The 13,359-nt window shown below is 70.5% G+C and carries 11 protein-coding genes and 1 pseudogene; 1 reads left to right on the top strand and 11 read right to left on the bottom strand.

The window, feature by feature from the left end; all coding sequences use genetic code 11:
* Window positions 1-92 precede the first annotated feature (92 nt).
* Genes ACFZBT_RS39485 through ACFZBT_RS39470 form a run of 4 tightly spaced genes read right to left on the bottom strand, consistent with a single transcriptional unit; the run spans window position 93 to window position 3,728 of the window.
* On the bottom strand, window positions 93-764 hold the full coding sequence (locus tag ACFZBT_RS39485) for a response regulator (RefSeq protein ID WP_391114958.1): 672 nt from the start codon (window positions 762-764) through the stop codon (window positions 93-95).
* Window positions 761-2,008: a histidine kinase gene (locus ACFZBT_RS39480; protein WP_391114955.1), complete on the bottom strand. Its 1,248-nt coding sequence runs from the start codon at window positions 2,006-2,008 to the stop codon at window positions 761-763. The genes ACFZBT_RS39485 and ACFZBT_RS39480 overlap by 4 nt, the downstream gene beginning before the upstream one ends.
* A 23-nt stretch (window positions 2,009-2,031) precedes the next feature.
* Window positions 2,032-2,811: an ABC transporter permease gene (locus ACFZBT_RS39475; RefSeq protein ID WP_391114952.1), complete on the bottom strand. Its 780-nt coding sequence runs from the start codon at window positions 2,809-2,811 to the stop codon at window positions 2,032-2,034.
* Window positions 2,808-3,728, bottom strand: a complete 921-nt coding sequence (locus ACFZBT_RS39470; protein ID WP_391114950.1) for an ATP-binding cassette domain-containing protein — start codon at window positions 3,726-3,728, stop codon at window positions 2,808-2,810. Before ACFZBT_RS39470 ends, ACFZBT_RS39475 begins: the two co-directional genes overlap by 4 nt.
* A 93-nt stretch (window positions 3,729-3,821) precedes the next feature.
* Here ACFZBT_RS39470 and ACFZBT_RS39465 point away from each other — a divergent pair, with 93 nt between their 5' ends.
* The gene (locus tag ACFZBT_RS39465) at window positions 3,822-4,364 is read left to right on the top strand and encodes a GNAT family N-acetyltransferase (RefSeq protein ID WP_391114947.1); all 543 of its coding nucleotides are present in this window, start codon (window positions 3,822-3,824) and stop codon (window positions 4,362-4,364) included.
* A gap of 6 nt (window positions 4,365-4,370) precedes the next feature.
* Here ACFZBT_RS39465 and ACFZBT_RS39460 read toward each other — a convergent pair whose 3' ends face one another.
* From ACFZBT_RS39460 to ACFZBT_RS39430, 7 genes and pseudogenes are all read right to left on the bottom strand, one after another.
* Window positions 4,371-6,008, bottom strand: a complete 1,638-nt coding sequence (locus ACFZBT_RS39460) for a TraM recognition domain-containing protein (RefSeq protein ID WP_391114944.1) — start codon at window positions 6,006-6,008, stop codon at window positions 4,371-4,373.
* Window positions 6,009-6,025: 17 nt separating this feature from the next.
* Window positions 6,026-7,438, bottom strand: a complete 1,413-nt coding sequence (locus tag ACFZBT_RS39455; RefSeq protein ID WP_391114941.1) for an ATP-binding protein — start codon at window positions 7,436-7,438, stop codon at window positions 6,026-6,028.
* 6 nt (window positions 7,439-7,444) lie between these two features.
* Window positions 7,445-9,001, bottom strand: coding sequence for an SCO6880 family protein (locus ACFZBT_RS39450; protein ID WP_391114939.1), 1,557 nt, complete (start codon window positions 8,999-9,001; stop codon window positions 7,445-7,447).
* Entirely contained in the window at window positions 8,998-10,329 is a 1,332-nt protein-coding gene (locus ACFZBT_RS39445; protein ID WP_391114936.1) for a hypothetical protein, read from the bottom strand. Before ACFZBT_RS39445 ends, ACFZBT_RS39450 begins: the two co-directional genes overlap by 4 nt.
* On the bottom strand, window positions 10,319-11,149 hold the full coding sequence (locus tag ACFZBT_RS39440) for a hypothetical protein (protein WP_391114933.1): 831 nt from the start codon (window positions 11,147-11,149) through the stop codon (window positions 10,319-10,321). The genes ACFZBT_RS39445 and ACFZBT_RS39440 overlap by 11 nt, the downstream gene beginning before the upstream one ends.
* Before the next feature lie 209 nt (window positions 11,150-11,358).
* The gene (locus ACFZBT_RS39435; RefSeq protein WP_210876544.1) at window positions 11,359-11,667 is read right to left on the bottom strand and encodes a hypothetical protein; all 309 of its coding nucleotides are present in this window, start codon (window positions 11,665-11,667) and stop codon (window positions 11,359-11,361) included.
* A gap of 435 nt (window positions 11,668-12,102) precedes the next feature.
* Window positions 12,103-13,285: pseudogene (locus ACFZBT_RS39430) on the bottom strand (peptidase S8).
* Window positions 13,286-13,359: the final 74 nt, after the last annotated feature.

Raw genomic sequence — 13,359 nt, 5'->3', positions numbered from 1 at the left:
GTACTGCAGGGGGGACCCTGTGGGAGAGTAGGACGCCGCCGAACAATCATTCAAAGGAAACCCCGCATCTTCGGATGCGGGGTTTTCTGCGTTTATGACGGCTCTACCAGCTTCGTGTCGTACGCCAGGATGACCGCCTGGATGCGGTCTCGGGAGCCCGTTTTCGCGAGGATGCGGCCCACGTGCGTTTTCACCGTCGACTCGGCCAGGTGGAGGCGGGTGGCTATCTCCGTGTTCGTCCAGCCCTTGCCGATGACCGTGAGGATTTCCCGTTCCCGGTCGGTGAGGGACGCGAGGCGTGTGTCCTCTTGGGGCAGGTCTTCGGCCGAGGGGTCGGTCGGCAGGTGATGGACGTAGGCGTCCAGGAGGCGGCGGGTCAGGCTCGGGGCGACGACCGCGTCGCCGGTGGCCACCGCGCGGATGCCGGAGAGGAGTTCCTCGGGCTGGGCGTCCTTGACCAGGAAGCCGGAGGCGCCGGCGCGGAGGCCGGCGTACGCGTACTCGTCCAGGTCGAAGGTGGTGACGATCAGGATGCGGGTGCGGTCGCCGGCGGCGGCGATGCGGCGGGTCGCCTCGATGCCGTCCAGGCCGGGCATGCGGATGTCCATCAGGACGACGTCGGGGTGGAGCTCCGCCGTCATGCGGACCGCTTCGCTGCCGTTCGCGGCCTCGCCGACGACCGTCATGTCGTCCTGGCTCTCCAGGAGCATGCGGGAGCCGAAGCGCTGGAGGGGCTGGTCGTCGGCGATGAGGACCGTGGTCACTGCGGTGTTTCCTCCGGGAGATGGAGACGGACGCGCCAGCCCTGTTCAGGGTGGGGGCGAGGGCCGGCCTCAAGTGTGCCGTCGTAGAGGGCGGTTCGCTCGCGCATTCCGGGGAGGCCGCGGCCGGCTCGGAGTGGATCGTCGTCCGTTCTGCGGCCGTTGCCTGTGTCCGTGATGTCGACGGTGACGGCGGCCCTCTCCTCGTAGGAGAGCTCTATCTCCGCGGTGGCGCCGGGGCCTGCGTGTTTGAGGGTGTTGGTGAGGGCTTCCTGGATGACGCGGTAGACGGTGAGCTGGCGGCCCGGGGGGAGTGTGGGGGTGCCGTGGGTGGTGGTGCGGACGGTCAGGCCCGCGGAGCGTACGCCGTCGAGGAGTTGGTCGAGGTCGGTGAGGCCGGGCTGGGGGGTGAGGTCTGCTCGGTTCTTCTCCTCCTCGCGTAGGACGTCGAGGAGGCGGCGGAGTTCGGTCAGGGCCTGGCGGCTGGTGGTGGCGATGGCGTCGAGGGCCTGGCCCGCGCGCTCGGGAGACTTGGCGGCGGCGTATCGGCCGCCGTCGGCGAGGCCGGTGATGACGGAGAGGTTGTGGCCGATGATGTCGTGCATCTCGCGGGCGATGCGGGCGCGTTCGGCGGCTGTGGCGAGTTGGGCCTGCTGGTCGCGTTCGGTCTCCAGACGGCGGGCTCGGTCTTCCAGGGCCTCGGTGTAGTTGCGGCGGGTGCGGACCGTGATGCCGATGAGGGCGGCCACGGTGATGGACATCAGCTGGGAGCCGATCTGCTGGTCCCAGGTGCCCTCGCCGTATCGGACGACCGATACGAAGACCGGGGTCAGCATGAGGGCCGTCGCCCACCACAGGTTGTGCAGGGAACGGCGCAGGGCGATGTGGTAGATCACCACCAACTGGAGCAGGGCTGCTTGGAGTGCGGCGCCCGTCCAGGCGTTGACGAGGGCGAAGGGCGCCATCGCGGCCAGGACGGTGCCGGGGTGGGTGCGGCGTCGGAGCAGGGGGACCGAGAGGCCGAGGCTCAGGGTGAGCAGGAGCCAGCCGGGGACGTCCAGGTTGTGCGCGTTGTGGCGCCAGCCTCGGCCGGTGTAGTCGATCAGGGCCGCCGTCACCCAGAAGCCGGTGAAGTGCAGGTCCCACAGCAGGGGGTGGCGTTGGTCGAACGCGCGCACCTTGCGGCTGACGCGGTGGGCGTAGTCGGTGAGGGGCTCCGGTGCCCTGGCTTCCGTCACGGGGTCCATCGTGAAGGTTCCGATGCCGCGTGTCAGATGTCTCGGTGACGCAGGACCGCCGCCGCTGTCGCGAGGGTCGCCGCCGTCCACAGGAGCATGGCCAGCAGGGCCGCGGTCGGGGAGGTCGCGCCGGGCATGGGCTGGGCGGTGGTGAGGGCTTCCAGGGCTTTGCCGGGGAAGTGGCGGACGGCATCGTCGACGAACTCGTACGGGAGCATGGCCAGGATCTCCGGGAGGATCATGACGAGGCCGATGAAGGCGCCGATGGCCATCGGGACCGAGCGGAGCAGGGCGCCGATGCCGAGGGCGAGGACGGCGAGCAGGGTGAGACCGGCCGCGTTGCCGGCGAGGGCGCGCAGGACGCCCGGGTCGCCGAGGGCGGCGGACTGGTCGGTGCCGGAGAGGAAGGTCTGGGCGAGGGGGAAGGTGAGGAGATTCGTCGCCAGGGTGAGGGGGAACGCCACCGCGGCCAGGACGGCGGCCTTGGACCACAGGACGGGCAGGCGGCGGGGGACGGCGGTCATCGTGGCGCGGATCTGGCCCGTGGAGTACTCGCCGGCGGTGGCCAGGATGCCCAGGACGCCGAGGTTGATCTGGGCGAACTGGGTGCCGAGGAGGACGAAGAGGACCGTGTCCATCTCGCCTGTGCCGGTGCCGTCGTAGGCGGCGCTCAGGCCCGCGCCCATGGCGGCGGTCAACAGGCTCGTGGCGACGAGGGTGATCCAGGTGGAGCGGAGAGTCCAGAGCTTGTGCCACTCGGAGCGCAGGACGCGGGCCTGGGTCACGCGGTAGGGCAGGGCTGTCGTGGTCATGCTGCCGCTCCTTCCAAGGTCGCCGGGTACTCGACCGCGTCGCGGGTGAGGTCCATGAAGGCCTCTTCCAGGGAGGCGGTGCCGGGGGTGAGTTCGTAGAGGGGGATGCCGTGGGCGGCTGCCGCGCGGCCGATGTGTTCGGCGTCCGTGCCGCGGATGTGGAGGGTGCCGGGGGTGTCGGTGGTGATGTCGACGCTTGGGGCGGTGAGGAGTCGTACGAGGTCGGCGGCCTGCGGGGTGACGACCTTGGTGGTGCCGGCTCCGGAGTCGCGTACGAAGTCGGTGACCGTGGTGTCGGCGAGGAGGCGGCCGCGGCCGATGATGACCAGGTGCTCGGCGGTGAGGGCCATCTCGCTCATCAGGTGGGAGGAGACGAAGACCGTGCGGCCCTCGGCGGCGAGGGACTTGAGGAGGGTGCGGATCCACAGGACGCCCTCGGGGTCGAGGCCGTTGACCGGTTCGTCGAGGACGACGGTGGCCGGGTCGCCGAGGAGGGCGGCGGCGATGCCGAGGCGTTGGCCCATGCCGAGAGAGAAGCCCTTGACGCGGCGGTGGGCGACGTCCGTGAGGCCGGTGAGGGCGAGGACCTGGTCGACGCGGGTGCGGGGGATGCCATGGGTGTGGGCGAGGGCGCGCAGGTGGTGGTAGGCGGTGCGGCCGGGGTGGACCGAGCGGGCTTCCAGCAGGGTGCCGACCTCGGTGAGGGGCGCGGGGTGGGCGGCGTAGGAGCGTCCGCCTACCGTGGCGTGGCCGCGGGTGGGGGCGTCGAGGCCGAGAAGCATGCGCATGGTCGTGGACTTGCCGGCGCCGTTCGGGCCGAGGAAGCCGGTGACGGTGCCGGGCCGGACGGTGAAGGACAGGTCCGTGACGACCGTTCGGTCGCCGTAGCGTTTGGTGAGTTCGTGTGCCGTCAGCATGGTTCGATGCTCGTGCGCGCGGGGGCGGCGGGCGTCGGACCGGCGGGGTAATCGGGGTGAGGGGTGTCGTACCCGGGTACTACCGTTGCCCGCATGAGCTATGTGATCCGGTCCGTCCGTGCTGATGAGTGGCCCGCGGCGAAGGAGCTGCGGCTCGCGGCGCTGCGGGACCCGGTGGCGCACCTGGCCTTCCTGGAGACGTACGAGGAGGCCGTGGCCAAGCCGGACTCCTTCTGGCAGGAGCGGACGGCGCGGGCCTGCGAAGGGTCGGACGCGGTGCAGCAGATCATCGCCGAGGCGCCGGACGGGCAGTGGGTGGGGACGCTGACCGTGCTGGTGGAGGAGCCCGGGACGACCGACTGGGCCGGGTTCGAGGTGGAGCGGAAGCAGGGGCATGTCGTCGCTGTGTTCGTACGGCCCGAGGAGCGCGGGAGCGGGCTGACCGAGGTGCTGTTCGACGCGGCCCTGGAGTGGTCGTGGGCGCAGGGGCTCGAGCGGGTGCGGCTCATCGTGCACGAGGAGAACGGGCGGGCGCAGCGGTTCTATCGGCGGGCGGGGTTCGTGCCGAGTGGGGTGACCGTGCCGTTGGGGGACGCGGGGGAGCGGGAGTTGGAGTTCGTGCTCGAGCGGGAGTGACGGGGGTCAGACGGGGAGTTCGTCGTGCGGCCAGCGGGCGCGGGCCTGTTCGCGGGACCGGAGCAGGGCCAGGGTCGGCATGCCCCGGTCCGCTCCGGTGGCCAGCAGCTCCGGCAGCTGGGGAAGCGGAGCCACGGCCGCGACGTCGTCCAGGACGAGCGTCATTGGTGGGTCGAGGCGACCGGCCGATGACCGTTCGGCCATGTGCCGGCCGCGCTCGACCACGCTGGAGACGAGGGCCGTCAGGAGGGGCATCGCGCCCGGCTGAGTCCTGGGGTCCTCGATGGATTCCCCCACCACATAAAGCGTGCCCCCTTCGTGGACGAAGGAATCCAAGGCGAGGGCATCACTTCGGTTGGGAGTGCAGGCCTCGCGGATGTTGACCGTGGAGAGGGCCGCGAGGGCTCGGGTGGTCAACTGCTGGGCCATGTCCCGGCGTTCGGGATGGGCGGTGAGGGCGCCTTCGAGTTCGCCCGCCGCGCCGGGGGCCGCCTTGGGGTTCGTACGGAGGATGCGTACGGCGTCCTGGATCTGGGTGCCCTGGGACCAGCGGTGGACGTGGCGGATGGTGCGGCCGTCGATCGCCGCGGCGTGCAGGTAGCTCCGCAGGAGTGTCTCGGCTGTGTCGCTGAGGGCTTGGTCCAGTTTCGCGGTGGGGCGGACGGGGGTGAGGAGGGCGGCGGCTCGTCGGGTTGCCGTCGCCTTGTCCTCGCAGCCGGTGGTGGGGGACCAGTGGAGACGGGACGGGGTGTCGCAGAGGTGGGTGGGGTCGTAGAGGTGGGTGGGGCCCAGTTTGGCTCTGGCGTCCTTGGTGGTCTGCCAGAGGGCGGGGTTCGACGTGACGATGAGGGCTGGGCCTGCCGCGTCGCGGATCGCCTGGGTGGCTGTGGTCTGGCGGGATTCCCTTGGGGCTACGAGGATCTTTTCCCACCCGTCCACCCGTTCCTGGGCGAACAGAGACGCCGGGGTCGCGGGGACGGTTGCGGGGGGTGGGGTGGTGGTTGCCGTCGGGTGTGGGGAGCCTGCCGCAGGGTGGGGGGAGTCGGGCGGGCTCGCTGTGGGGTCCGGGGGGCTCGGGGCCAGGGGGCTGGTGGGGTCGGCGGGCGAGCGGCGGGGGGTCGGGACCTCGTGCTGCACTGCCGGGGGTGCGTGCTCGTGCGCGGCTGTCGGGATGTCGTGCTGCGTCGCCCAAGATGCGTGCTCGTGCGCCGATGCCCGGGCCTCGTGCTGCGTCGGTGTCGGCCGTTCTTCCGCCGCCGGGATCCGCTCCTCCCGGCGCCTTGCCCGGACCGCCCTCCACCGGGCCAGCGTGCCCATCACGAAGACCGTGAGGACGACCAGGATCATCAGCTGGCCGATGAACAGGCCCCAGAAGAGGCCGTAGCCGGAGAGTTCGGTGGGGGGTGTGTCGGGCCAGGCGCCGGGGATGTCGTGGGGCCGGGCGATGAGGCCGCGCAGGGCGAGGGGGGTGCGGGTGAAGGTGACGCCGGACGGCCAGGAGCCGTGGGCGAACAGTGCGGCGAGGCCGGTGGCCGTCCACACCAGCAGGGTCATGCCGAGGAGGAACGCGAGTATGCCGATCAGCAGGCCGTCGGGGATGCCTCCCTGGCTGTCCCGCCGGGTGCGGTGGTCGTCCGGTCTCACGCGTGCTCCCCCTGGCTCTACGCCACCGTCGATTCGGAGTCGCCCAGGTGGTGCTCCACGAAGGCCGCGGCCCGTTCCTCCGCCTCCAGTTCGGCGGCGCGCAGGGCGTCGTCGTCCGCGAGGTCGGCGGAGGACTCGGTCATCGCGCGGTCGGTGAAGACCAAGGGGCGTTCGGTCTCGGTGACCAGGTGTTTGACGACCTGGACGTTGCCGTTGACGTCCCAGACGGCGATGCCGGGGGTGAGGGTCGGGATGATCTCGACCGCCCAGCGGGGGAGGCCGAGGACGCGGCCGGTCGCTCGGGCCTCGTCCGCCTTCTGGGCGTAGATCGTCCGGGTCGAGGCCATCTTCAGGATGGCCGCCGCCTCTCTGGCCGCCGCGCCGTCGACGACGTCCGAGAGGTGGTGGACGACGGCGACGAAGGACAGGCCGAGGCGTCGGCCGAACTTCAGCAGGCGCTGGAAGAGCTGGGCGACGAAGGGGCTGTTGATGATGTGCCAGGCCTCCTCGACCAGGAAGATGCGCTTCTTCCGGTCGGGGCGGATCCAGGTGTGCTCCAGCCAGACGCCGACGATCGCCATGAGGATGGGCATGGCGATGGAGTTGCGGTCGATGTGGGACAGGTCGAAGACGATGAGGGGCGCGTCGAGGTCGATGCCCACGGTGGTGGGGCCGTCGAACATGCCGCGCAGGTCGCCGTCGACCAGGCGGTCCAGGACCAGCGCCACGTCCAGGCCCCAGGCCCGTACGTCGTCTATGGCGACGTTCATCGCCTCCGCGGACTCCGGCTCGGGGTGGCGGAGCTGCTCGACGATGTCGGTGAGGACCGGCTGGCGTTCGACGATGGTCTCGTTGACGTAGGCGTGCGCGACCTTCAGGGCGAAGCCGGAGCGTTCGTCGAGGCCGTGGCCCATCGCGACCTCGATGATCGTGCGGAGCAGCGCGAGCTGGCCCGTGGTGGTGATCGCGGGGTCGAGGGGGTTGAGGCGGATGCCCATGTCCAGGGCGGCCATGGGGTCCAGGCGGATGGGGGTTATGCCCAGCTCCTGGGCGATGAGGTTCCATTCGCCGACGCCGTCCTCGCCCTGGGCGTCGAGGACGACGACCTGGCGGTCGCGGAAGCGGAGCTGGCGCAGGACGTACGTCTTCTCCAGCGCCGACTTGCCGTTGCCGGACTCGCCGAGGACCAGCCAGTGGGGGGCGGGGAGCTGCTGCCCGTAGAGCTGGAAGGGGTCGTAGATGTAGCCCTTTCCGGAGTACACCTCGCGGCCGATGATGACGCCGGAGTCGCCGAGGCCCGGCGCGGCGGTCGGCAGGTAGACCGCCTGGGCCTGGCCCGTGGACGTGCGCACCGGGAGCCTGGTCGTCTCGACCTTCCCGAAGAGGAAGGACGTGAAGGCGTCGGTGAGGACGGACAGCGGGTCCCGCATCAGGTCCTACCTCCGAATGCCGGTGGCGAAGGGAAGGGTGTTCACGAAGGCGCGGTGGTGCTCGCGGTCGCACCATTCCAGCTTCAGGTACGACTTTCCGGCCGAGGCCCTTATCGTCCGCTTGTCGCGGGCGAGGGCGTCGGGGGAACGGGACGAGACGGTGATGTAGCCGACGAGGTTGACGCCGGCCGCGCCGCTGGCGAGGTCCTCTCCGCGCTGGTCGAGCCGGGAGTTCGCGGCGACGTCGCGCGGGTCGACGGTGCGGTTCATCTTGGCGGCGCGGGACGCCTCGGCCTCGTCGTTGGTCTTCTCGGTGAGCATGCGCTCGATGGCGACCTCGGTGGGTTCGAGGTCCATGGTGACGGCGACCGTGCGGATGACGTCCGGGGTGTGGACGAGGAGCGGGGCGAGGAAGTTGACGCCGACGGGGGTCATCGGCCACTCCTTCACCCAGGCGGTGGCGTGGCACCAAGGGGCGCGGGTGCTGGACTCCCGGGTCTTGGCCTGGAGATACGTGGGCTCCATGGCGTCCAGCTCGGCCGGCCAGGCGTTGCGCTTGGACATCGCCTGGATGTGGTCGATCGGGTGGTCCGGGTCGTACATGGAGTGGATCAGCGAGGACAGCCGTCCCTGACCGAGCGGCTGCCGTACGCGGATGTCGGCTTCCTGGAGGCGCGAGCAGATGTCGGTCAGCTCGCGGGCCATGACGACGGCGAGCCCGGCGTCCCGGTCGACCTTGCCACCGTGGGCGCGGGCGGCCCGGGCCATGGCGTTGGCCTCGGCGGCGAGGTCGCGCGTGTAGTGCATGCAGGCGACGAGGTAGGCGCGGTGCTGCTCACTGCTGGTGGACACCATCGACTGGAGCTGGTCGTACGACTGCTGCAGCCACGGCGGTGCCTTCTCGTCGCCCCGGACGGAGACGTCCTTGGCGTGCGCGTCCGGGTCGGCGGGGAGGGTGCGGGCGAGCATCTGCAGACGGGTGACGAACCCGTCGCCGTTGGCCACGTGCTTGAGCAGGGTGCCGAAGCGGTCGACCAGGGCTTCCTGGTCCTCGGAGTCGCGCAGGCCGACGCCGGGGCCCTCGATCTCGATGGCGGCGGTGACGGTCTTGCGGTCGGCGTGCAGCAGTACGGCGATCTCGTCGGGGCCGAAGGGGGCGGCCAGCCAGGTGACGCGGCCGATGCCCGGGGGCGGGCCGACCTCGACCTCACGGCCGTCCAGCCGGGTGCCGGCCTCGACGGCGGCCGAGCGGTAGGTGGTGCCCTGCTTGAGGGTCCGCTTGTAGCTGCGGTTGATCTCGAACCACTTGTAGAACGTGCGGTGCTTGAACGGCACGTACACCGCGGCCAGCGCCAGCATCGGGAACCCGGCCAGCAGCACGATGCGCAGGGACAGCACGGGGACGAGGAGTCCGCACATCATGCCGATGAACGCGCCCACGACGATCAGGGCGATCTCGCCGGTCTCGCGGTTGCGGCCGATGATCGCGTTCGGCCGGGCGCGGCCGATCAGATATGTACGGCGGGGCGTGACCGGATGGGACACGTGGGACTCGGTCGTCAACGCCCTTCACCTCCCGTGCGGTTGCTGCTGCTGTTGCGGGTGTTGCTGGCGTGGGGAGTGTTGACGGGGCTGCTCGAACGGGGTGCGGGTGCGGCGGAGGGGACGGATCCGCCGCCGCCGTTCGAGGGGCGTGAGCTGTGTGCGGCGACTCCGCCGGAGGCCGGGTTGTTCGGGCGGGGGGCGGAGGACTGGCCGCCTGAGCCGCCGTTGTTGTCGGCGCGGGAGCTGTGGGTCTTGATGCCCTGCGCGACGAGGGTGGCGGGGGAGCTGATGACGGCTGCGGCCTTGCTTTCGGCGCCCTGCATGAGGCGGTTGTTGCGGGAGCCGGCGAGCTCGTCGCCGAAGCCGGGGACGAAGCGGTAGATCATCGCGCTGGCGAAGATGGCGAGCAGGATGATGGCGAGGCCGGAGACGACGGCGGAGAAGGCGTCCGGGCCGTCGTCGGCGGAGAGCGCGCCGGCGAGGCCGAGCACGATGACGATGACGGGCTTGATCAGGATCACCGCGATCATGATGCCCGCCCAGCGGCGGACGTGGCCCCACAGGTTCTTGTCGACGAGCCCGGCGTAGACGACGGTGCCGAGGAGGGCGCCGACGTAGAGGAGCGCCGCCCTGATGACGAGCTCCAGCCAGAGGACGCCTGCGGCGAGGATGCTGACCAGGGAGACGACGATCAGCATGATCGGGCCGCCGCCGATGTCCTCGCCCTTCTTGAGGGCCTCGGAGAACGTGCCGAAGAAGGCGTCGGTCTGGTCGCCGGTGGCTTTGGCGAGGACCTCGGTGATGCCGTCCGTGGCCGAGACGACGGTGTAGAGGATCAGCGGGGTGAAGGCGGAGGCCAGGACGGTCAGCCAGAGGAAGCCGATGGCTTCGCCGATGGCGGTGGCGAGGGGGACGCCGCGGACGGCTCGCTTGGCCACGGCGAGGAGCCAGAGCAGGAGCGTGAGGATCGTCGAGGCGGCGAAGACGACGGCGTACTGCTGGAGGAACTTGGGGTTGGTGAAGTCGACGTTGGCCGTCTCCTTCACGGCGTCGCTGAGCTTGTCGACGGTCCAGGAGGCGGCTTCGGCGCAGCCCTTGGCGAGGGAGGAGAGGGGGTCGAGGGTGGAGGTGGGGTCCAGGCGGGAGGTGCCGCTGCCGCTGCCGCTGTCGGTGTCGCCTTCGCAGATCTCTCTGGCCCTGCCGGAGAGCAGGGAGCAGTTGTCGTCGCTGGGCGTGGGCGAAGGCGTGGGCGCCGCGACCGCTCGGCCGGCGAGCAGGATCACGGTGGTCTGAACGGCTGTGAGGGTGGCGGCGAGCTTGACTGCGCGGCGCGGGCTACCGGGCATACGTGAACCCTCCGAACTCCTCGACGGCCTTCGAGATGTCGTCCGACGTCGACACCTTGTTGTCGCCGTTGACCGGCGCGGGGCCTTCCTTCTGGGAGAAGCTGTCGACCTTCCAGTCGCCGTCGGTCCAGCGCAGCTGCAGGGTCATGGTGAACCAGTCGTTGGTGACCGGGTTCTGCGAGCTCTCGCCCGTCATCCCGAACACGCCCGTGCACCAGACCTCGACGGTGGCGGCGCTGCCGGAGTATTCGGTGGTTCTGGTGCCGACCGGCATGGTGCGCGAGACGTACGTGCTGCCCTGAGGCGCCTCGCCGTTCTCGTCCAGGCCGACCTTGTCGAGGAACGCCTTGTCGTACACCTGGTCGAGGTTCTTCTCCAGTTCGGAGATTCGGCCGGCGTCGAACACCTGGCGGACGATCTCGGTGCGCCGCGCGGGCTTGAGGATGTCGGACGAGACCAGCGCCACGGCGTAGTTGGCCGCGGCGCTCTCCGCCCCCTCTTGGCTCTGCCCGAAGCCCGACGGGATGCCGCCCGACTTGGACTGGACGGGGCGTTGGCCCGAAGGCGCCGTCGCCGCTGTCTCCGGCTTGTTGCCCGACGAGTCGGTCTTGTCGGTATCGCCGCCCCCGCGGTTCGCGAAGGCGATGGCCGCGAGGAGGAGGACCACCACGCCGACCACCGTGACCAGGCTGCGGGGCGAGGAGCGGGGGGTGCGGCGGGGGGTGCCGTGGGCGTCGGGGTCGGTGTCGGGCAGGCGGGTTCGGGTCTGGCCCGTGCCGCCGTAGCCGCCGGAGGCCTGGTGCTCGTCACCGAGACTCATGCCGCGTCCGCCCCCTCGACGTCGTGCGGAAACACTTGGTACCGGTCGTACTCTTCATACTCCTCGTACGACGGTAGCCGTGCTGGTTCCCGCGCGGGCGCGGTGTGGTGACTCGACATCAGGGAAACGCAACCTCAGCCGGTGGGCACGACGGGCGGGTGGGATGGAGAGGGAGCCGGGCGCGCCCGGCCGGGCGGATGGTGCCCGGGCTACACGGCCATGCCGTACACGATGGTGAACAGCGTGCCGAGGGAGCCGATGATGAAGACTCCGGTGAGGCCGGCGACGATGAGGCCCTTGCCCTGCTCGGCGCTGAAGGTGTCCCTCAGGGCCGTCGCGCCGATGCGCTGCTTCGCCGCGCCCCAGATGGCGATGCCGAGGCAGAGCAGGATGGCGACCGCCATCACGACCTCGATCATCACCTTGGCCTCGTTGCCCAGGCTGCCGAAGGGGCCCCAGTCCGGAGCGATCCCGCCGATGATCGTGTTGATGTCTCCCTTATCGGCCGCAAAGAGCATGTAAGTCACCGCCCCTGTTGGGTAGTTCTTCACCCTCTGCGGTCGTGCAGAGGTCAGGCCTCATTGTCGCCGACAATGACGCTGCCGGATGTCGACTTGGCGTCATTGATTGGCGGGTTTCGTACGAATACCTTGCCACCGTTCCGTGCCGGCACCTAGGGGAGGCGACGGGCGGTGTGCGAAGGATCGTATGGTCACTCTGTGTATCACGGCAGGTCACGACGGGCAATGAGGCCTGAGCGAAACCTGTCGTGAGGTTCCGTCGTTGTGTCTTTTCACGCCCTGTGTCACCTTTACGGACCGTTTTTGACGGACGGTCGGGTGAGAGGTCGCGCCCGTGTTCTCCGGGTGAAGGCTACCCAACGCGGCGGACGGGCCGCGGCTGGGATGCCGCGGCCCGTCCGCCGGTGACGTTCTGTCACGGAGTGGGAGAGGTCAGCCGGTGAAGGCGCCGAGTTCCTCGGGAGTGCCCCAGCCGGTCGGGCCGTCGTAGCCCGTCCGGGCGGTGCAGAGGTAGCCGGTGGTGCAGCTGCCGTTGGAGCCGCTGGTGACGTCGTTGAGGGCGGAGGTGTTCGCGTAGGGGAACTCGGCCGGGTAGGAGCCGCTGGACGGGGTGCCGGCCAGGGCGTAGACGCTCGCGATGACCGGGGCGGCGGCGCTGGTGCCGCCATAGGTGGCCCAGCCGGAGCCGGTGCCTTCGGTGCTGCTGGTCCTCCAGACGCTCTCGGTCCAGCCGCGGGTGGTGGTGGAGGGGGTGGTGAGCTTGGTGCCGCCGACGGCCGTCACGTACCGGGACGCCGCCCGGTACTCGGAGCCGTAGCCCGCGTCGCCCGCGCTGACGGTGATGGCGACGCCCGGGTGGTTGAAGTAGGTGGAGTCGTACGTGGCGTCGGAGGAGGACTCGCCGCCGCCGTAGCTGTGGGAGACGTACTTGGCGTCGAGGCTCACGGCCTCGTTGACGGCGGTGCCCAGGTTGGCCATGGAGGCGGACTTGGCCTCGACGAGGGTGACGCGGCAGTTCGGGCAGATCGCGCTCGCCATGTCGAGGTCGAGAGAGATCTTGTCGGCCCAGCCGCTGTCGGCGGTGGGGAGGAAGGTGGTGGAGCCGGGCTGGCTCACCTTCTTGAAGCAGCCGTTCGCGGTGGTGCAGGCGGGCAGGCCGTAGTGGGAGCGGTAGGCGGCGAGGTCCGACTCGGCGTTGGGGTTGTCGTAGGCGTCGACGATGGCGATGGTCCGGCCGGAGCCGTTGCTCGCGGCGGCGGAGGTCAGGTCGTAGGCGTCCTGGAGGTCGGAGGGCCGTAGCCGGAGGGGGCGGTGGCGTCGGCGGCCTTGGGGAAGATGCCGTGCTGTTGCTGGAAGGCGGTGCGGCCGCCCGTGACGCGCAGGGCGTCGCAGCCATCTCGTTCTTGTGCCGGGGGAGGGCGCAGGAGCGGGTCCAGGTGACCTTGGCGGAGTTCTCCTGGGCCTGGGCCTGGGCCTGGGCCGGAGGCTGGGTCTGGGCGGTGGTGGTGGCGGTGGCGAGGCCGGTGCGCAGGAGTGCGGCGGTGGCGGTGACGGCGGAGCCGATACGGAGCCATCTGCGGCGGCTGGAGGGGGAGTCGGGCGAAGTCGTGCGCAAGGTACAGCCTCCTGGCAGTGGTGGACAGAGGCCTGCGGGTGGGGGAATCCGCCGGTGTGGTTCCCGGCGGGGGC

This window comes from Streptomyces sp. NPDC008137 (assembly GCF_042957035.1).
Classification (GTDB): domain Bacteria; phylum Actinomycetota; class Actinomycetes; order Streptomycetales; family Streptomycetaceae; genus Streptomyces.
This window is presented reverse-complemented; position numbering and strand designations above follow the sequence as displayed.

Excerpts from the sequence above, each read along its gene's own strand:
- ACFZBT_RS39465 (WP_391114947.1), top strand. The coding sequence starts at position 3,822 with ATGAGCTATGTGATCCGGTCCGTCCGTGCTGATGAGTGGCCCGCGGCG.
- ACFZBT_RS39480 (WP_391114955.1), bottom strand. The coding sequence starts at position 2,008 with ATGGACCCCGTGACGGAAGCCAGGGCACCGGAGCCCCTCACCGACTAC.
- ACFZBT_RS39470 (WP_391114950.1), bottom strand. The coding sequence starts at position 3,728 with ATGCTGACGGCACACGAACTCACCAAACGCTACGGCGACCGAACGGTC.
- ACFZBT_RS39445 (WP_391114936.1), bottom strand. The coding sequence starts at position 10,329 with ATGCCCGGTAGCCCGCGCCGCGCAGTCAAGCTCGCCGCCACCCTCACA.
- ACFZBT_RS39455 (WP_391114941.1), bottom strand. The coding sequence starts at position 7,438 with ATGCGGGACCCGCTGTCCGTCCTCACCGACGCCTTCACGTCCTTCCTC.
- ACFZBT_RS39440 (WP_391114933.1), bottom strand. The coding sequence starts at position 11,149 with ATGAGTCTCGGTGACGAGCACCAGGCCTCCGGCGGCTACGGCGGCACG.
- ACFZBT_RS39435 (WP_210876544.1), bottom strand. The coding sequence starts at position 11,667 with ATGCTCTTTGCGGCCGATAAGGGAGACATCAACACGATCATCGGCGGG.
- ACFZBT_RS39475 (WP_391114952.1), bottom strand. The coding sequence starts at position 2,811 with ATGACCACGACAGCCCTGCCCTACCGCGTGACCCAGGCCCGCGTCCTG.